We start from the raw sequence: 16,031 nt of genomic DNA on the forward strand, positions 1-16,031 counted from the left end.
GCGCGGGGTGATGTATCCACCGCGCCAGCGGCCGGCCAGGGTGGTCGCGCCGCTCGGGCTGATCGGCGGCTTCCTCGACGCGGCGGGCGGCGGCGGCTGGGGGCCGGTGGTCACCTCCAACCTGCTCGTCCAGGGCGTGGAGCCGCGTCGCGTGATCGGCACGGTCAATTCGGTCGAATTCTTCCTGACGCTCACCGTCTCGGCGACCTTCATCTCGCAGCTCGGGCTGAAGGATTTCGCGGTGGCGAGCATCGGGCTGCTGATCGGCGGCATCGCGGCCGCCCCGCTCGGCGCGGTGATGGCGAAACGCATCCCGCCGCGGACGATGTTCATCCTGGTCGGGGCCGTGCTGTCGCTCACCAGCGCTTACGGGGTGATGCACGCGGTGGGGCTGTAATCACAATTCGTCATTCCCGCGTAGGCGGGAATCCATTCCGGCTGGCGGAGCGGTTCTTTCCCCGACCTGCGCGAATGGATTCCCGCCTTCGCGGGAATGACGGGCGCTCTTTACGCACTCACCGCATGAACCGTGGCGACCGCCTGCATCACCGAGGCGATGCGCACCGCGGTCTGGATGATCTCGGCGGTGACGCCGGCATTCTTGAGCACCTGCTCATGCGCGTCGATGCAGCGGCCGCAGCCGTTCATCGCGCTGACCGCGAGGCTGAACAGCTCGAAATCGATCTTGTCGATCCCCGGCGAGCCGATCACGTTCATCCGCAGCTTGGCGGGCATCTTCGAATATTCTTCGTTCCCGGCGAGGTGCGTGAAGCGATAATAGACATTGTTCATCGCCATCACCGCCGCCGCCGCACGCGCCGCATTGGCCGCCTCGGGCGAGAGCTTGTCGGCGACTTCCGCCTCGGTCGCCTCGACCAAGGGCTTGTGCCCCGAGCCGTGCGCGCAGGCCAGCAACGTGCCGTATTTGCGCTGATCGTTGAGCACCGTCTCGTTGAGCAGCGACCCGACGTTGAGCCGGATATCCTTGGCATAATCGGGCAAGGTGCCCGCGAAATCCTTGAGCGCCATTTTCATTCTCCAACAGCAGGCATGAAAAGGGCGCGAAACCGAGGCCGGTCCCGCGCCCTCTCACTTTTTCTGCGCATTTCCGGGCGGAAAAGCGGTTCCCGCTTTTCCTGAAAATGCTCTAGAAACTAGAAGATCGCGCGGCTTAGGCGGCGACCTTCAGGACGTCGTCGCCCTTGTTCCAGTTGCACGGGCAGAGCTCGTCGGTCTGCAGCGCGTCGAGCACGCGCAGCGTCTCCGCCGGGTTGCGGCCGACGTTGAGGCCGTTGACCTGCACCGCCTGGATCACATTGTCCGGATCGATGATGAAGGTCGCGCGGAATGCGACATGCTCGTTCTTGTCGAGAATGCCCAGCGCGTCGGCCAGCTTCGCGCCATTGTCGGCGATCCACGGGAAATCGGCCGCCGCAAGGTCAGCGTCGGACTTGCGCCACGCGAGGTGGACGTGCGCGGTGTCGGTCGAGGCGCCGATCAGCACCGCGTCGCGATCCGCGAAATCGCCCTTGAGCTGGCTGTAGCCGACGATCTCGGTCGGGCAGACGAAGGTGAAATCCTTCGGCCAGTAGAACAGCACCTTCCACTTGCCGGGGAAAGCGGTGGTGAGGTCCAGCGTCTCACCGGCGGGCAGCGCATCGGTGCCCTGCTGGACGGGAACGGAAATGGCGGGGAAAGTATCGCCGATGGTCAGCATCTTATTGGGCCTCCTGGTGGTAAAATTCGGGCCTCATCGCATCCTTGCTCCTCGTTTTCGTCCGCGGGACGATTCGCTCGCCTTCCACGTACCGGGCGATATAGGGCGTTCTCCTGATCGAACAAATAGGCTATTCCATTATAATAGATCGATAGAGGCGATTAATGGCGCAGACCTATCTCCCGACGCTCAAGCAGCTGCAATATCTCACCGCGCTCAAGGACCACGGCCATTTCGGCCGCGCCGCGGAAAGCTGCTTCGTCACGCAATCGACGCTCTCGGCGGGGATCCGCGAGCTCGAGATGCTGATCGGGGTCACACTGGTCGAACGCACGCGCCGCGTGGTTCGTTTCACCCCGCTGGGCGAGCGGATCGCGATCAAGGCGCGCAAGGTGCTGCGCGAGGCGGAGGAACTGGGCGATATGGCGCGCGCCGCCGGCCGGCCGCTGTCGGGCGAGATGCGGATGAGCGTGATCCCGACGATCGCGCCCTTCCTGCTGCCGCGCATCCTGCCGCGGCTGCGCACCGATTATCCCGACTTGAAGCTGTTCCTGCGCGAAGAGCCGAGCGCCGCGGCATGCGATTCGCTCCACAACGGGCGCGCCGATTGCGTGCTGCTTGCGTTGCCCTATGCCTGCGGCGAGGTGTCGACGCAGATGCTGTTCGACGACCGGCTGTTCGTCGCCTTCCCCGAAGGCGAGATGCCCACCACCCCGGCCCCGGTCGCTGCCTCGGAGATCGACGAGACGCGGCTGTTGCTGCTCGAGGACGGGCATTGCCTCAAGGATCACGCGCTCGCCGCCTGCAACCGCCCCGAGTTGCGCGCCGAGGCGCAGATGCTCGGCACCTCGCTCCACACGATCGTCCAGATGGTCGACAACGGGCTGGGGGTGACGATGCTGCCCGAAATGGCGCTGAAGGCCGGCATCCTCGAACACACCCATATCCGCGCGCGGCCGCTCGCGGGGGAGCATCCGCTGCGCACGATCGCGCTGGCCTGGCGCCGCGCTTCGCCGCGCGAGCGGGACTTCAAATTGCTGGCGGATGTGCTGGCCGAAGCGGGGTGACCTTCTTCTTCTCCCCTCCCTGGTGAAGGGAGGGGCTGGGGGTGGGTGGGTATGGGGGCATCGGTCCGCTTCCTCGCAGGCCAACCCACCCTCCCTTGTTCAAGGGAGGAAGAGGAAGCCTATCCGGCCTTCCACCGCGCCGCCGCGGCATGATCGCCGTCGCGCTGTTCCACCCAGCGCGCATCATCCCCTCGCCGCTCGCGCTTCCAGAACGGCGCGTCGGTCTTGAGCCGGTCGATCAGGAACGCGCAGGCCTCCAGCGCCGCCGCGCGATGCGCTGCCGCCGTCCCCACGAACACGATCCGCTCGCCGGGGGTCATCGCCCCGACCCGGTGGACGATGCTCGCCGCGGTCAGCGACCAGCGCGCGCAGGCTTCCTCCGCCAGCCGGGTGAGCGCCGCCTCGGTCGCGCCGGGATAATGTTCGAGCGCCAGTTCTTCCACGCCGTCATCGGCGCGGACCAGCCCGGTGAAGGTGGCGACCGCCCCGCCCTGCTCGACGCGCGCCTGTTCGGCGGCGATGTCGATCGGCGCGGGCGAGACGCGGATATGGATCATCCGCCAGTCACCGGCGGAAACAGCGCCACTTCGCGCGCGCCCGCGATCGCCGCATCGAGCCCGACGAATTGCTGGTCGACCGCCGCGCGCAACCGCGTGCGATCGGCAAAGGCGGCGGCGTGGCCGGGGCTGCGCACCGCGAGCCAGTCGACCAATGCATCGACCGTCGCGACCGTCGCGGGCGGCTCGACCTCTTCCGCGGGCACCCCGATCCGCTCGCGCACCCAGGCGAAATAGACCAGCCGCATCAGTCCATATGCCTCAGCCCGACGCGCAGATAATCCCAGCCGGTGATCACCGTCAGCGCCGCCGCGCCCCACAGCGAGACGAGCCCGACCAGCTTGACCCAAGGGACCAGCGGCACCGCTCCGGCAAGGATCAGCGCGCCGAGCGCGACGAGTTGCAACGTCGTCTTCCACTTCGCCAGCCGCGAGACGGGAACCGAGACCTGCAATTGCGCGAGGAATTCGCGCAGCCCGGAAACCGCGATCTCGCGCAACAGGATGATGATCGCCGCGATCAGATGGACCCCGACGATGTCCTGCGTCGCGACCAGCATCACGATCACCGCCGCGACCATGATCTTGTCCGCAATCGGATCGAGGAAGATGCCGAGCTTCGACACCGTGCCCTGCGCGCGGGCGAGATAGCCATCGAAATAATCGGTGATGCCCATCAGACAATAAAGCGCGAAGGCGAGCCAATACCCCGGGGTCCACGCCGGCCACCACAGGCACGCGACAAGCAGCGGCACCGCGACGATCCGCGACAGGGTGAGCAGGTTCGGCACGGTCAACATCGGGAGAAGACTTAGGGGCGCCGCCCCGCGCTCGCAACGATCCTTTGGGTTTTGCGCTCCGAGCCACATGCGTCCGCCGGCCGTCTGTCCCACGACCGTCATCCCGACTTTGAGCCGGGATCCATTGTGCCGCGAATTCCGCGACAAGAAGCTCTTACGCTGCGCATGCCTCCCGATGGATCCCGGCTCAAGGCCGGGATGACGGTCGTGGGAATATCGTGCGCGCTCTACGCAGTCCCGCTGAAGGCCGGGGCGCAGCATCAGGTCGGTCGTGACCGGACGCCATTCTTACCAGTTGGCGTCCGCCGGGCCGCTGGGCTATGCCCTGCCACGATCTCGCCATATCCAGGGCTCTTTCCCATCATGATCAATGCCCTAGGGCTTCTGAAGCGCCGACGGTTCCTGCCGCTTTTCTCCACGCAGTTCCTCGGCGCGTTCAACGACAATCTGTTCAAGACCTCGATGGTGCTGTTCGCCACCTATGAGATCTTCGCCGATCCCAAGCAGGAAAGCTTCTTCAACGCGCTGGCGGCGGGGCTGTTCATCATCCCCTTTTTCCTGCTCTCCGCGCTCGCCGGGCAGATCGCCGACACCACCGACAAGGCGCGGATCATCCGCTACGTGAAGCTCGCCGAGTTCGCGATCATGGCGGTCGGCAGCGCCGGTCTGCTGCTCGCGCGCGCCGGGGTGCCGACGCTGCCGGTGATCCTGATGCTCGCCGCGGTCACCGGGCTCGGGGTCCATTCGACCTTCTTCGGCCCGATCAAATATGCCATCCTGCCGCAGCATCTCGACGAGGACGACGTGCTCGGCGGCACCGGGCTGGTCGAGGCGGGCACCTATCTCTCGATCCTGCTCGGGACGATCCTCGCCGGGTTCATCTATCATTCGGTGATCGCGGTCGCGGCGCTCACCTTTGCGGTAGCGCTCGCCGGCTATATCACCGCGCGACAGGTGCCGCCCGCGCCGCGGCTCGGCCCGCCGCTGACGCTCGATCTCAACCCGCTGCGCGCCTCGTGGCGGCTGGTCAACGGGACGATGCACATTCCTCGGCTATTCCTCGCCATCTGCGCAATCAGCTTCTTCTGGGCGATCGGATCGGTGCTGATCGTGATCTTTCCCCCGCTGGTGAAGAACGTGCTGACCGCCGACGCCAGCGTCGCGAGCCTCGTCCTCGCGATCTTCTCGGTCGGGGTGGCGATCGGGTCGGTCGTGATCAACCTGATGCTGCGCGGGCATATTTCGGCGAAATTCTCGCCCGCCTCGGTGATCGCGATGGGCGGCGCGGTGCTGGCCTTCTGGCTCGCGGTCAAATCCTGGACCCCGGCGCCCGCCGGGACGCTCTACGGCATCGGCGAGTTCGTCCATCAGCCCGGCGCGGCGTTCGTCGGGTTGTCGCTGGTCGGCGTCGCGGTGTTCGGCGGGATGTTCGTCGTGCCGCTGTACGCTTTCCTCACCACCACCGTTCCCAAGGACCAGACCGCGCGGACGGTGGCGGCGAACAATGTGGTCAATTCGGGCGCGATGACGATCGGGTCGCTGGTCGTCGCGGGGCTGACCTGGTTCGGGGTGACCCCCAACGATCTGCTGCTCGCGGTAGTGGCGATGTGTTTCGTCTCCGCCTGGCTGGCGCAGAAGCTCCACCTCGCCTGCGACTGAGCGTTGTCTGGAAATGCCCCTTCGGTCATTTCGCGGGGAAGCGGGCCGGCGCCGTCACATCAGCAGCGTCCAGATGCAGATGAAGAACGCCGTGAAGCTCAACACGAACAGCTTGAGGTCATTGTCTTCGCTGCGCGCCGCCGGAGCGGCGATCGCGACGGGCGGCAGCGAGCGGCGCATCGGATGCCGGGCAGCCTCGTTGGTGGTGACGAGCGGGCGTTTCATAGCGGTGAGTTAACGCCTCATTTACGATTTGGGCCATGCCTAAAGAGCGTTAACGCGCGGCTGTCCCACCGTGGCACGAAAAAAGCAGGAGGAAGGTTCATGGCGCTCTACGAATTCCGCGGAAAACGGCCGACCGCCGACGCCTCCGCCTGGGTCGCCCCCAGCGCCGACGTGATCGGCGATGTCGTACTCGCGGCGGAAACCAGCGTGTGGTTCGGCGCGGTGATCCGCGCGGACAACACGACGATCGCGGTCGGCGCACGCAGCAATGTGCAGGACGGCGCGATGGTCCACTCCGACCCCGGCGCTCCGACCACGATCGGCGAGGATTGCACGATCGGCCACCACGCGATCCTTCACGGCTGCACCGTCGGCAACCGCGCATTGATCGGGATGGGTGCGATCATCCTCAACAATGCGGTGATCCCCGAGGATTGCATCGTCGGCGCCGGCGCGCTGGTCACCGAGGGCAAAACCTTCGCCCCCGGCAGCCTGATCGTCGGCTCCCCGGCCAAGGCCGTGCGCCAGCTCGACGACCAGACGATCGCCTTCCTCAAGCTTTCCGCGCAGGGCTATGTCGGGCGGTCGCGAGAGGTAATGACCGATCTCAAGCGGATCGATCCGCAATAAACGCGAGGCGGCCAGTGGACAGATGATAACGGCGTTGACATAACCTCGGTTATGACGACGCCAGCGCTTCTTTCCCGCCTGCGGTTGCCGGTCATCGGCTCGCCGCTGTTCATCATCTCCGGCCCCGATCTGGTGATCGCGCAATGCAAGGCGGGGATCGTCGGCTCCTTCCCTGCGCTCAACGCGCGGCCGCAGGGGCTGCTCGACGAATGGCTGCACCGCATCACCGAGGAACTGGCGGCGCACAATCGCGCGCACCCCGATCGGCCGGCGGCGCCGTTCGCGGTCAATCAGATCGTCCACCGCTCGAACGACCGGCTCGAGGCGGACCTTGCGACCTGCGAGAAATGGCAGGTGCCGATCACGATCACCTCGCTCGGCGCGCGCGAGGAGCTCAATCAGGCGGTCCACAATTGGGGCGGCATCACCTTCCACGACGTGATCGACGACCGCTTCGCGCGCAAGGCGATCGAGAAAGGCGCCGACGGGCTGATTCCGGTAGCGGCGGGCGCGGGCGGACATGCCGGGCGGCTCTCGCCTTTCGCGATCGTCGCGGAAATCCGCCAGTGGTTCGACGGGCCGGTCGCGCTGTCCGGATCGATCGCGACCGGCGACGCGGTGCTCGCGGCGCAGGCGATGGGGGCCGATTTCGCCTATATCGGCTCGCCCTTCATCGCCACCGTCGAGGCCAATGCCGACGAACGCTACAAACAGGGCATCGTCGAGGGGCGTGCGGCGGATATCGTCTATTCGAACCTGTTCACCGGGGTACACGGCAATTACCTGCGCGGGTCGATCACCGCGGCGGGGCTCGATCCGGACAATCTGCCCGAGGGCGATTTCAAGACGATGGATTTCGGCCAGGGCAACAACGCCAAGGCCAAGGCGTGGCGCGACATCTGGGGATCGGGCCAGGGGATCGGCGCGGTCGAGCGCATCGAGCATGTCGCCGATCGCGTCGACCGGCTGGAGCAGCAATATCGCGCGGCGCGCGCGCGGCTGGGGTTGGGTTAGGCTCTACCGGGATCGGAACACCAAGCCCCGTTCGGGCTGAGCTTGTCGAAGCCTGCACTTCTCTTCGCGATGAAGAGGAGGCAGCCATTTGCCAGGCTCAGGGCGAACGGGCCTCGGGCCGCTCAGAAAACCAGCGACAGCCGGTCCTGCATCCGTCGTGCCGGGCTGACTTGCGGCACCTCGCCCACCTGCGCCGCATCGAGCCGCGCGACGCGGCGATAAAGGTCGATGCTGGAGGCGATCATCTGCCGCGCCTGTTCGGGCAGGTTGCTGAGCACATCGGGCTCGGTCACCGGCGCCTCGCCCAGCCGGCGCGAGGGATCGAGCGCGTCGCGCGCCGCCAGTTCCCCCTGCTGCACCGCGCGCTGGGTCAGGAGCCAGGCGATGACATGCATCAGCCGCGTCGTCACCTTGAGCGATTCGCATGAAAAGCCGACCCGCATCACCGGCGGCAGCGCCTCGCGCTCGATCCGTCCGCCTTCGTCGAAATAGCCACGCGCCTCATCGGCGAGCAGCATCGCCTCGGTATAAAGTCCATCGACCAGCCGGCGGTAGACCGCCGAATCGTAATGCGCCGCACCCATCTCGCTTGGGTGACAGGATTTGCGATTCGGCGCCATCATCGCCCCTGCATCCGGCTGTGGATAACGTCCCAAACGGATACAGCGCGTATGTTAAGCAATGATATCCGGGATCAGCTGGTCCTCGAGCATCGTGATCTCGTCGCGCAGCCTGAGCTTGCGCTTCTTGAGCCGGGCGAGCTGGAGCTGGTCGACGACGCTCGCGCTGCCCAGCGCGACGATCGCCGAGTCGAGATCGCGATGCTCGATCCTGAGCGCGCTCAGCCGTGCCGTGATTTCACTGTCGTTCACCCGCCGCGTCCTCCGGCCTTGCCCCTAGCAGAAGTGAACGATCCTGTCGGGCGGAATTTGTCGTGTCGGGAACGTAACGGCGGGGCGCCTCCGCATCCCGCCGAAGCGGCGCAAATTGGGTGGCGACTTTTCGCGCACAGCGTGATTTACTCCTCCTCCCTTCAACTCAACCAAGGAGGTTCCCCGCCATGCAGACTGCGCATCTTTCGGCTCTTGAGGCCAAACATGCGGTGCTCGATCGGCGTATCGCCGAGGAGGAGCATCGCCCGATGCCTGACACCTTTGTGCTGACGGACCTCAAGAGGCAGAAATTGCGCGTAAAAGAGGAAATCGCCTCCGCGCATTGACCGTGGAAAAAGGGGCGCCCCGGCAAGGAGGCGCCCCTTCTTGCATTACCCCCCGATCTGCCGCGCCACCGTTTTCCGAGTCGCGGCGCCATAAGGCGGCTTCAACCCCGCGAGCTTCGCCACATCGAGTCGCGATTGTTTGAACACGCTCTTGGCGTGGCTGAACGTCACGAAGCCGTCGCGGCCGTGATACGCCCCCATTCCCGACGGCCCGACCCCGCCGAACGGCAGATCCTCCATCGAGACGTGGAACACCACGTCGTCCAGCGTCACCCCGCCCGAGATGGTGCGATCGAGCACGCGGCGGCGCTCGCCCTCGTCGCGGCCGAAATAATAGAGGCCGAGCGGGCGATCGCGCCGGTTGACCTCGGCGATCGCATTGTCGATCCCGTCATAGCGGCGCACCGGCAGGACCGGCCCGAAAATCTCCTCCTGCATCACGATCATGTCGTCGGTCGCATCGCGGACGATATGCAGCGGCATCTTGCGCGAATTGGTCGCGGCGAAATCCTCGCCGGCCGGATTGACCACCTCGATCCGCGCACCCTTCGCGCGGGCATCGTCGATCCAGGCGTTGAGCCGCTGATAATGCCGGTCGTTGACCACGCTGGTATAATCGGGGTTGCCGAGCAGCGTCGGATACATCGCGCTCGCCGCCGCCTTGAGGTTGTCGACCAGCCCCTCCTCCTTCGCGGAGGGGACCAGCACATAATCCGGCGCGAGGCAGATCTGCCCGGCGTTGAGCATCTTGCCCATCGCCACGCGCTGCCCGACCTGCGCCAGATCGGCGCTGTCACCGACGATCACCGGCGATTTGCCGCCCAGTTCGAGCGTCACCGGGGTGAGATTGTCCGCCGCGGCGTGGAGGATATGCCGCCCGATCCCGGTCGCGCCGGTGAACAGCAGATGATCGAACGGCAGTTCGGCGAAGGCCTTGCCCACCTCCGGCCCGCCCGAGACGAAGACGAGTTCGGCCGGGTCGAAATATTTGCCGACGATCTCCTCGAACAAGGCGGCGGTGGCGGGGGTGAATTCGCTGGTCTTGACCATCGCGCGATTGCCCGCGGCGAATATGCCGGCAAGCGGCGCCATCACCAGATTGACCGGGAAATTCCACGGCGCGATCACGCCGACCACGCCCTTGGGCTGATATTCCACCCATGCCCGCGCGCCGAGCAGCCCGAGCGGGAATTGCACCCCGCGCCGGTCGCGCCGCGCCCAGCGGTCGACATGTTTCAACGCATGCTGGAGCGGACCGATCGACCCGGCGATATCGGTGACCATCGTCTGCTCGGGGCTGCGATGGCCGAAATCCTCCGACAGGGCGTCGCAGAACCGCGTCGCCGAATCGCGCACCATCGCGATCGCGCGCTTCAGCCGGTCCTTGCGCAGCGCAAGCGGCTCGGGCAGCGCCGCCATGAAACTGTCGCGCTGCGCCGCCAATAGCTCGTGCATCCTCGCCTCCCTGTCATCCGGGCATGATGTGCAAGGCATAAACCGTTCGCCCCGAACTTGTCGAACGGGGGCGAGCGACCGCGGTTCAGCCCGACGCGCCCTCTTTCGCGCAGCCGATCAGCCCGGCGAGCGGAAGCACGATCCCGTCCTTGCCCGTGCGATCGATACGCAGCGTCGCGCTGGGGACGAGCGCGCCGTCGGTCACATCGGCGCGGCGCACCACCGTCATGTCGAGCGACAGCGTCACCTCGCCCAATTGGTAGTCGGTGACGCTGGCAAAGCCGTAATCGCCGGTGCCGCGCTGCGCGACGCGCGGATAATCCGCCACCTTGCCGTCGAGCGCGATCCGCAATGCGGCGGGATCGCTCGCCACGACGACCGCGAGCGCGCGGGTCTGCCCCGCGCTGAACAGATAGGCCGAACAGCCGCGCGCCGGCAGCGCCTGCGGCGCGAGCCCGGCGATCGGCAGCCCGTCGATCGCCGCCGGCGGCGGGGGTGGCGGCGGCGCGCGCCGCTCGGCCGCGGCCGCCAGCGCAAGGAAAAGCGCGATCATGCCCCCAGCCCTATCATCATCAGCCACGCCGGATAAGCCGCGATCGCCAGAAACGCCCCGAACGGAAGCTTGGCGTCGGCGGCCACCTCGCGCCCCGTCAGTCGCGCCGCCAGCACCGCGCCGAGCCCGACCAGCGCGGCGAGCAGCATCACCCCGGGCAGCAGCCGCCAGCCCAGCCACAGCCCGATCGCGCCGAACAATTTCGGATCGCCCCCGCCCAGCCCGTCGCGCCCGCGCATCAGCCGATAGCCGCGCGCGATCGCCCACAAGCTGGCGAATCCTATCGCACCGCCGATCAACCGATCCTCGATCGCGGGGATCACCCCCAATGCGCCCGTCGCCACCCCCGCCAGCGCCAGCGCCCCGGTCAGCGCATCGGGCAGCCACAGCGCCGCCATGTCGAGCGCCGCCAGCGTCAGCAATAGCCAGCCGAACATTGCCCCCGCCGCGCCGACCGGGCCGGGCGCGACATAGCCCGCGGCCACGCCGATCAGCGTACAGCCGAACTCGATCCAGATATGCCGCGGATCGATCCGCGCGTCGCAGCGCCGGCACCGCCCGCGCTGGACGATCGCGCTCGCCAGCGGCACCAGCTCGGTGGCGCGCAACGTCGCGCCGCATGCGTCGCACGCCGATCGCCCGTCGCGCACCCGCCGCCCCTCGGGCCAGCGCACGACGATCGTCGCGAGGAAACTCCCCACGATCGCGCCCAGCACGGCGAGCAGCAGCGACCATATCATCGGCTTGCCGTACTGCCTTTCTCCCCTCCGTTGAACAAGGAAGCGCGAGAGAAACTGAGCAGGTGCAACATTGCCCTCCCCGCCTTCGCCCCCTAGATCGCCGACAAACTCCAGGAGCAGCACAATGGCTACCGATCCCGTCGTGATTCTTTCCTACGCCCGCACCCCGATGGGGTCGTTCCAGGGCAGCCTCGCCGGCGCCAGCGCGACCGAGCTCGGCGCGACCGCGGTGAAGGCGGCGGTCGAGCGCGCCGGGGTCGCCGGCGGCGATGTCGAGCGCATCTATATGGGCTGCGTGCTCCCCGCCGGTCTCGGCCAGGCGCCGGCGCGCCAGGCGGCGCTCAAGGCCGGGCTGCCGCAGTCGGTCGAGGCGACCATGGTCAACAAGATGTGCGGTTCGGGGATGCAGGCCGCGATCATGGGCGCCGAGGCGCTCGCCGCCGGCAGCGTCGACGTGATCATCGCCGGCGGGATGGAGAGCATGACCAACGCACCCTACCTGCTCCAGAAGCATCGTTCGGGCGCACGGCTCGGCCACGATCGCGTGATGGACCATATGTTCCTCGACGGGCTCGAAGATGCCTATGAGCCGGGCAAGGCGATGGGCGTGTTCGCCGAGGAGACCGCGGGCGAATATCAGTTCACCCGCGCCGCGCAGGACGATTATGCGATCGCCTCGCTCACCCGCGCGCAGGCCGCGCAGCAGAGCGGTGCGTTCGATCGCGAGATCGTCGCGGTCGAGGTGAAGGGGCGCAAGGGCGTCGAGACGATCGACAAGGACGAGCAGCCGCTGAAGGGCGACGCGAGCAAGATCCCCACCCTCAAGCCCGCCTTCGTCAAGGACGGCACGATCACCGCCGCCAACGCCTCGTCGATCTCCGACGGCGCCGCCGCGCTGGTGATGACGCGCGAGAGCGTCGCCGCGGCTAAGGGATTGAAGCCCGTCGCGCGGATCATCGCCACCGCGGCACATGCCCACGCCCCCGCGCGCTTCACCACCGCCCCGGTCAATGCGATCGAAAAGGCGCTGGCAAAGGCCGGGTGGAAGGCGAGCGAGGTCGATCTGTTCGAGGTCAACGAGGCGTTCGCCTGCGTCTCGATGATCGCGATGCACGATCTCGGGATCGATCACGCCAAGGTCAACGTCAACGGCGGCGCGACCGCGCTGGGCCACCCGATCGGCGCCTCGGGCGCGCGGATCATCGCCACGCTGATCGCGGCGCTGCAGAACCGCGGCGGCAAGAAGGGCGTCGCCTCGCTGTGCATCGGCGGCGGCGAAGCGACCGCGGTCGCGCTCGAACTGATCGACTGAACGGATGCGGGCCGGGGACGACCCGGCCCGTTTTTCAGGCTGCCCTCTCAACCGTTCGCCCTCAGCTTGTCGAAGGGCTGCCCTTCTTCATCGGAAGAAAGTGCAGGGCTTCGACAAGCTCAGCCCGAACGGATCGAGGCTAAAGTTCAAACCTTCGCCCGGAACGGCGTGAAATCGGTATGGCGGTCGAACACATCGACCCCCTCGCGTCGCTTGAGGAAGCCGACCACCGCATAAGTGAACGGGGTCAGCAGCACCTCCCACGATACCTTGAGCACGAACTGGCTCAACATCACCATCAGCATCGCCTGCACCGGCCAGTCGGGCGCGCCGAAGAAGGCGAGCGGGTAGAAGATCAGGCTGTCGACCCCCTGCCCCACCACCGTGCTGCCGATCGTGCGGGTCCAGAGGTGCTTGCCCTCGGTCCAGATCTTCATCTTGGCGAGGACGAAGCTGTTGGCGAATTCTCCCGCCCAGAAGGCGCAGATCGACGCGGCGACGATCCGCGGCACCTGCCCGAACACGCTCTCATAGGCGGCCTGCCCGGTCCAGCCGACATCGGGGGGCAATTTCACCACCACCCACGACATGAAGACCATGAACAGCATCGCGCCGAACCCGGCCCAGATGCAGCGCCGCGCGCGGGCATAGCCATAGACCTCGGTCAGCACGTCGCCGAGCACATAGCTCACCGGAAAGAACAGGATGCCTGCGCCGAACGGCCACGGCCCGATCCACGGCAGATCGATCACCGCGCGCTTGCCCGCGCCGATCACGTTCGACAGCAGCAGGATCGTGACGAACGCCGCCATCACGAAATCGAAATAGCGGAAATGCCCGCCGCTCACCGCCTGCGCGTCCACCGCCCGCAGCGGTTCGTTTTCGCCCCCGTTCATAACGACATGATGCAACCAGTTTCGCTGGCCCGCAATCCGCGCTAGGCGCATCCGCACGCGCCCGTAGCTCAGTTGGATAGAGCACGAGCCTTCTAAGCTTGGGGTCGCAGGTTCGAATCCTGCCGGGCGCGCCATCTCAATACCGTTTAACCTTCGCACCATCGCTGGTCAGACGTCGCCACACGCATCAAATCTCGTAACAATGTCTCGCTAAACGCAACAGAATCTTCTTGCCAACGTCACCCCATAAACATAACATGTTAAGCGAATGGAGGCATATTCGCATGAGTGGAACGATTGAAGCCGCCAAGCCCGGCGAGATGACCGGTGGGCAGGCGTTGGTTGCACAGTTGATCGTCGAGGGCGCGAAGGACATTTTCGCGATCCCCGGCATCCAGCTCGACTGGGCGGTGGACGCGATCCGCCAGCGCTCGAACGAGCTTCGGCTGATCGTCCCGCGCCACGAACAGGCGACTTCCTATATGGCGGACGGCTATGCCCGCACCACCGGCCGCGAGGCGGTGTGCATGGTCGTGCCGGGGCCGGGGATGCTCAACGCGCTTTCCGGCATCGCCACCGCTTATGCGTGCAACGCGCCGGTGCTGTTCATCGTCGGGCAGATCCCGAGCGACACGATCGGCGCGCACCACGGCATGCTCCACGAAATCCCCGACCAGAGCGGGGTGCTCAAGGCGATGACCAAGTGGCACGGCATCGCCAAGACCCCGGCCGACATCCCCGGGCTGGTGCATGAAGCGTTCGTGCAGCTGCGCAGCGGCACCCCGCGCCCGGTCGCGCTCGAAGTGCCGCCCGATGTGCTCCAGTCGGCCGGGGTGGTGACCTTGCTGCCGCGCGCCGAGCGGGTGCGGCAGGCACCCGCCGCCGAGGCGATCGCGCAGGCGGCCGAGGCGCTCACCAAGGCGCGGCATCCGGTGATCTGCGCCGGCGGCGGCGCGGTGGCGAGCCAGGCGACCGCCGAGATCCAGGCGCTCGCCGAGCGGCTGCAGGCGCCGGTGGTGATGACCGAGGCGGGCCGCGGCTTGATCGACGATCGCCACCCGCTCGCGCTGATCGGGCTCGGCGGGCGCGCGGTGCTGCCGCACGCCGATGTCGTGCTGGTCGCGGGCAGCCGCTTCCTCGACGGCACCGCCACGCCGACCGACAAGCGCGACGGCGTGACCTATATCTATCTCAATACCGATCCCAACCATATGGGCGCGCCGCGCGCCGCGGGGATCGTGCTCGAGGGCGATGTGCAGGAAGGCGCGCGCGCGCTGCTCGCGGCGATCGGCACGGGCGAGGCGCCGGCGGCGACCGACCGTATCGCCAAGGTCAAGCAATGGTGCGCACAGCAGATCGAGGCGATCCGCCCGCAGCACGATTATGTCCAGGCGCTGCGCGGGACGATGGCCGATGACGATATCCTCGTCAGCGAGCTGACCCAGGTCGGCTATTATTCGAACATCGCCTTCCCGGTTTACGGGCCGCACCGCTTCATCACCCCGGGCTATCAGGGGACGCTGGGCTACGGCTTCAACACCGCGCTCGGCGCAGCGCACGGCAACCCCGACCGCCGCACCGTCTCGCTCAACGGCGACGGCGGGTTCAGCTGGGGGATGCAGGAGTTGGCGACCTTGGCGCGCGACCAGTTCAACCTCTCGGTGGTGGTGTTCGTCGACGGCAAGTTCGGCAACGTCCAGCGCATCCAGCGCCGCGTGTTCGGCGCGGAATTCGGCACCGATGTCGCAAGCCCGGACTTTGCGCTGCTCGGCCAGGCTTACGGCCTGCCGACGGTGGTGACCGACTCCCCCGAGGGTCTCGCCGAGGCGCTGCGCGACGCCAAGCAGCGCGGCGGCCCGGCGCTGATTGCGGTGAAGGTGGGCGAGATGCCGAGCCCGTGGGCGCTGATCCACCCGTTCGTGCCCTCGCCGGTGCCGGTGCCGCCGAACCCGCTCGGCGAGCCCGCCTGATCGCGCACCCCAGCGAACGAAAAGGCCCGATCCGGGATGCCGGATCGGGCCTTTTCTTTGTCTCTTAACTCCCCTCCCTTGTGAAGGGAGGGGAGCCAGAACGTTTCACCCCGCCTGCCCCGCCAGAAACCGCCGCCGCGCGCGCATCAGCATCACGCTGAGCCCCAGCGACACTGCCATGATCACCGGATAGCAAGCGACGATCGCCCAGACGATCC

General features: G+C 66.9%; 20 protein-coding genes and 1 tRNA gene. 9 read left to right on the plus strand and 12 right to left on the minus strand.

What is annotated here, in order from left to right:
• A partial coding sequence (locus BGN95_RS17340) for a sulfite exporter TauE/SafE family protein (RefSeq protein WP_286773476.1) occupies positions 1-397 on the plus strand: 397 nt, incomplete at its 5' end.
• A 110-nt stretch (positions 398-507) separates the two neighbouring features.
• Here BGN95_RS17340 and ahpD read toward each other — a convergent pair.
• Together ahpD and BGN95_RS17350 are read right to left on the minus strand one after the other, a co-directional pair.
• Positions 508-1,029, minus strand: coding sequence for an alkylhydroperoxidase, AhpD family (ahpD, locus tag BGN95_RS17345; protein WP_179511923.1), 522 nt, complete (start codon positions 1,027-1,029; stop codon positions 508-510).
• A gap of 142 nt (positions 1,030-1,171) precedes the next feature.
• On the minus strand, positions 1,172-1,717 hold the full coding sequence (locus BGN95_RS17350; RefSeq protein WP_179511924.1) for a peroxiredoxin: 546 nt from the start codon (positions 1,715-1,717) through the stop codon (positions 1,172-1,174).
• A 164-nt stretch (positions 1,718-1,881) separates the two neighbouring features.
• On the opposite strand from BGN95_RS17350, the gene BGN95_RS17355 reads away from it, so the two are divergent.
• Complete coding sequence (locus BGN95_RS17355; protein ID WP_265268985.1) at positions 1,882-2,784, plus strand: hydrogen peroxide-inducible genes activator; 903 nt, start codon at positions 1,882-1,884, stop codon at positions 2,782-2,784.
• A gap of 119 nt (positions 2,785-2,903) precedes the next feature.
• Here BGN95_RS17355 and BGN95_RS17360 read toward each other — a convergent pair whose 3' ends face one another.
• The 3 genes from BGN95_RS17360 to pgsA are packed head-to-tail and all read right to left on the minus strand — an operon-like array spanning position 2,904 to position 4,140.
• Positions 2,904-3,341 carry a molybdenum cofactor biosynthesis protein MoaE gene (locus BGN95_RS17360; protein WP_265268984.1) on the minus strand — a complete coding sequence of 146 codons (438 nt, stop codon included), beginning with the start codon at positions 3,339-3,341 and terminating at the stop codon, positions 2,904-2,906.
• Entirely contained in the window at positions 3,338-3,589 is a 252-nt protein-coding gene (moaD, locus tag BGN95_RS17365) for a molybdopterin converting factor subunit 1 (protein WP_179511927.1), read from the minus strand. The genes BGN95_RS17360 and moaD overlap by 4 nt, the downstream gene beginning before the upstream one ends.
• Entirely contained in the window at positions 3,589-4,140 is a 552-nt protein-coding gene (gene pgsA, locus BGN95_RS17370) for a CDP-diacylglycerol--glycerol-3-phosphate 3-phosphatidyltransferase (RefSeq protein ID WP_179511928.1), read from the minus strand. Before pgsA ends, moaD begins: the two co-directional genes overlap by 1 nt.
• A 363-nt stretch (positions 4,141-4,503) precedes the next feature.
• Here pgsA and BGN95_RS17375 point away from each other — a divergent pair, with 363 nt between their 5' ends.
• Positions 4,504-5,799 (plus strand): MFS transporter, encoded by a 1,296-nt coding sequence (locus BGN95_RS17375; protein WP_265268983.1) that lies wholly within the window; start codon positions 4,504-4,506, stop codon positions 5,797-5,799.
• 54 nt (positions 5,800-5,853) lie between these two features.
• Here BGN95_RS17375 and BGN95_RS17380 read toward each other — a convergent pair whose 3' ends face one another.
• A complete protein-coding gene (locus tag BGN95_RS17380; protein WP_179511930.1) occupies positions 5,854-6,024 on the minus strand; it encodes a hypothetical protein in 171 nt (56 codons plus the stop codon).
• A gap of 99 nt (positions 6,025-6,123) precedes the next feature.
• On the opposite strand from BGN95_RS17380, the gene BGN95_RS17385 reads away from it, so the two are divergent.
• Positions 6,124-6,654: a gamma carbonic anhydrase family protein gene (locus tag BGN95_RS17385; RefSeq protein WP_265312251.1), complete on the plus strand. Its 531-nt coding sequence runs from the start codon at positions 6,124-6,126 to the stop codon at positions 6,652-6,654.
• A gap of 51 nt (positions 6,655-6,705) precedes the next feature.
• Complete coding sequence (locus BGN95_RS17390; RefSeq protein WP_179511932.1) at positions 6,706-7,668, plus strand: NAD(P)H-dependent flavin oxidoreductase; 963 nt, start codon at positions 6,706-6,708, stop codon at positions 7,666-7,668.
• A gap of 122 nt (positions 7,669-7,790) precedes the next feature.
• On the opposite strand, the gene BGN95_RS17395 is transcribed toward BGN95_RS17390, so the two are convergent.
• Together BGN95_RS17395 and BGN95_RS17400 are read right to left on the minus strand one after the other, a co-directional pair.
• Positions 7,791-8,291: a DUF1465 family protein gene (locus BGN95_RS17395; protein WP_502688311.1), complete on the minus strand. Its 501-nt coding sequence runs from the start codon at positions 8,289-8,291 to the stop codon at positions 7,791-7,793.
• A gap of 51 nt (positions 8,292-8,342) precedes the next feature.
• Complete coding sequence (locus tag BGN95_RS17400; protein ID WP_179511933.1) at positions 8,343-8,540, minus strand: YdcH family protein; 198 nt, start codon at positions 8,538-8,540, stop codon at positions 8,343-8,345.
• A 188-nt stretch (positions 8,541-8,728) separates the two neighbouring features.
• On the opposite strand from BGN95_RS17400, the gene BGN95_RS17405 reads away from it, so the two are divergent.
• Entirely contained in the window at positions 8,729-8,887 is a 159-nt protein-coding gene (locus BGN95_RS17405; RefSeq protein ID WP_179511934.1) for a YdcH family protein, read from the plus strand.
• Positions 8,888-8,932: 45 nt separating this feature from the next.
• On the opposite strand, the gene BGN95_RS17410 is transcribed toward BGN95_RS17405, so the two are convergent.
• Genes BGN95_RS17410 through BGN95_RS17420 form a run of 3 tightly spaced genes read right to left on the minus strand, consistent with a single transcriptional unit; the run spans position 8,933 to position 11,635 of the window.
• On the minus strand, positions 8,933-10,381 hold the full coding sequence (locus BGN95_RS17410; RefSeq protein WP_286773477.1) for a coniferyl aldehyde dehydrogenase: 1,449 nt from the start codon (positions 10,379-10,381) through the stop codon (positions 8,933-8,935).
• A gap of 46 nt (positions 10,382-10,427) precedes the next feature.
• On the minus strand, positions 10,428-10,895 hold the full coding sequence (locus tag BGN95_RS17415; protein ID WP_179511936.1) for a hypothetical protein: 468 nt from the start codon (positions 10,893-10,895) through the stop codon (positions 10,428-10,430).
• Positions 10,892-11,635, minus strand: coding sequence for a prepilin peptidase (locus tag BGN95_RS17420; RefSeq protein WP_286773478.1), 744 nt, complete (start codon positions 11,633-11,635; stop codon positions 10,892-10,894). Before BGN95_RS17420 ends, BGN95_RS17415 begins: the two co-directional genes overlap by 4 nt.
• A 124-nt stretch (positions 11,636-11,759) precedes the next feature.
• Here BGN95_RS17420 and BGN95_RS17425 point away from each other — a divergent pair, with 124 nt between their 5' ends.
• Complete coding sequence (locus BGN95_RS17425) at positions 11,760-12,947, plus strand: thiolase family protein (protein ID WP_286773479.1); 1,188 nt, start codon at positions 11,760-11,762, stop codon at positions 12,945-12,947.
• Between the two features lie 146 nt (positions 12,948-13,093).
• Here the strand turns inward: BGN95_RS17425 and BGN95_RS17430 are convergent, their stop codons facing one another.
• On the minus strand, positions 13,094-13,843 hold the full coding sequence (locus BGN95_RS17430; protein WP_265268979.1) for a queuosine precursor transporter: 750 nt from the start codon (positions 13,841-13,843) through the stop codon (positions 13,094-13,096).
• A 57-nt stretch (positions 13,844-13,900) separates the two neighbouring features.
• On the opposite strand from BGN95_RS17430, the gene BGN95_RS17435 reads away from it, so the two are divergent.
• Both BGN95_RS17435 and BGN95_RS17440 read left to right on the plus strand, forming a co-directional pair.
• Positions 13,901-13,977 (plus strand) — tRNA-Arg (locus BGN95_RS17435).
• A gap of 150 nt (positions 13,978-14,127) precedes the next feature.
• On the plus strand, positions 14,128-15,813 hold the full coding sequence (locus tag BGN95_RS17440) for a thiamine pyrophosphate-binding protein (RefSeq protein WP_286773480.1): 1,686 nt from the start codon (positions 14,128-14,130) through the stop codon (positions 15,811-15,813).
• The last annotated feature ends 218 nt before the right edge of the window (positions 15,814-16,031 follow it).

The sequence above is a fragment of the Sphingomonas sp. 66-10 genome (assembly GCF_001897045.1).
In the GTDB taxonomy this organism is placed as follows: Bacteria; Pseudomonadota; Alphaproteobacteria; order Sphingomonadales; family Sphingomonadaceae; genus Sphingomonas; species Sphingomonas lycopersici.

What these genes read in the sequence shown, in the direction of transcription:
- moaD (WP_179511927.1), bottom strand. Translation starts at nt 3,589, where the DNA reads ATGCGGCTGGTCTATTTCGCCTGGGTGCGCGAGCGGATCGGGGTGCCC.
- BGN95_RS17390 (WP_179511932.1), top strand. Translation starts at nt 6,706, where the DNA reads ATGACGACGCCAGCGCTTCTTTCCCGCCTGCGGTTGCCGGTCATCGGC.
- BGN95_RS17420 (WP_286773478.1), bottom strand. Translation starts at nt 11,635, where the DNA reads ATGATATGGTCGCTGCTGCTCGCCGTGCTGGGCGCGATCGTGGGGAGT.
- BGN95_RS17360 (WP_265268984.1), bottom strand. Translation starts at nt 3,341, where the DNA reads ATGATCCATATCCGCGTCTCGCCCGCGCCGATCGACATCGCCGCCGAA.
- ahpD (WP_179511923.1), bottom strand. Translation starts at nt 1,029, where the DNA reads ATGGCGCTCAAGGATTTCGCGGGCACCTTGCCCGATTATGCCAAGGAT.
- BGN95_RS17350 (WP_179511924.1), bottom strand. Translation starts at nt 1,717, where the DNA reads ATGCTGACCATCGGCGATACTTTCCCCGCCATTTCCGTTCCCGTCCAG.
- BGN95_RS17440 (WP_286773480.1), top strand. Translation starts at nt 14,128, where the DNA reads ATGAGTGGAACGATTGAAGCCGCCAAGCCCGGCGAGATGACCGGTGGG.
- BGN95_RS17430 (WP_265268979.1), bottom strand. Translation starts at nt 13,843, where the DNA reads ATGAACGGGGGCGAAAACGAACCGCTGCGGGCGGTGGACGCGCAGGCG.
- BGN95_RS17410 (WP_286773477.1), bottom strand. Translation starts at nt 10,381, where the DNA reads ATGCCTTGCACATCATGCCCGGATGACAGGGAGGCGAGGATGCACGAG.
- BGN95_RS17395 (WP_502688311.1), bottom strand. Translation starts at nt 8,291, where the DNA reads ATGATGGCGCCGAATCGCAAATCCTGTCACCCAAGCGAGATGGGTGCG.
- BGN95_RS17380 (WP_179511930.1), bottom strand. Translation starts at nt 6,024, where the DNA reads ATGAAACGCCCGCTCGTCACCACCAACGAGGCTGCCCGGCATCCGATG.
- pgsA (WP_179511928.1), bottom strand. Translation starts at nt 4,140, where the DNA reads ATGTTGACCGTGCCGAACCTGCTCACCCTGTCGCGGATCGTCGCGGTG.
- BGN95_RS17425 (WP_286773479.1), top strand. Translation starts at nt 11,760, where the DNA reads ATGGCTACCGATCCCGTCGTGATTCTTTCCTACGCCCGCACCCCGATG.
- BGN95_RS17405 (WP_179511934.1), top strand. Translation starts at nt 8,729, where the DNA reads ATGCAGACTGCGCATCTTTCGGCTCTTGAGGCCAAACATGCGGTGCTC.
- BGN95_RS17375 (WP_265268983.1), top strand. Translation starts at nt 4,504, where the DNA reads ATGATCAATGCCCTAGGGCTTCTGAAGCGCCGACGGTTCCTGCCGCTT.
- BGN95_RS17415 (WP_179511936.1), bottom strand. Translation starts at nt 10,895, where the DNA reads ATGATCGCGCTTTTCCTTGCGCTGGCGGCCGCGGCCGAGCGGCGCGCG.
- BGN95_RS17385 (WP_265312251.1), top strand. Translation starts at nt 6,124, where the DNA reads ATGGCGCTCTACGAATTCCGCGGAAAACGGCCGACCGCCGACGCCTCC.
- BGN95_RS17355 (WP_265268985.1), top strand. Translation starts at nt 1,882, where the DNA reads ATGGCGCAGACCTATCTCCCGACGCTCAAGCAGCTGCAATATCTCACC.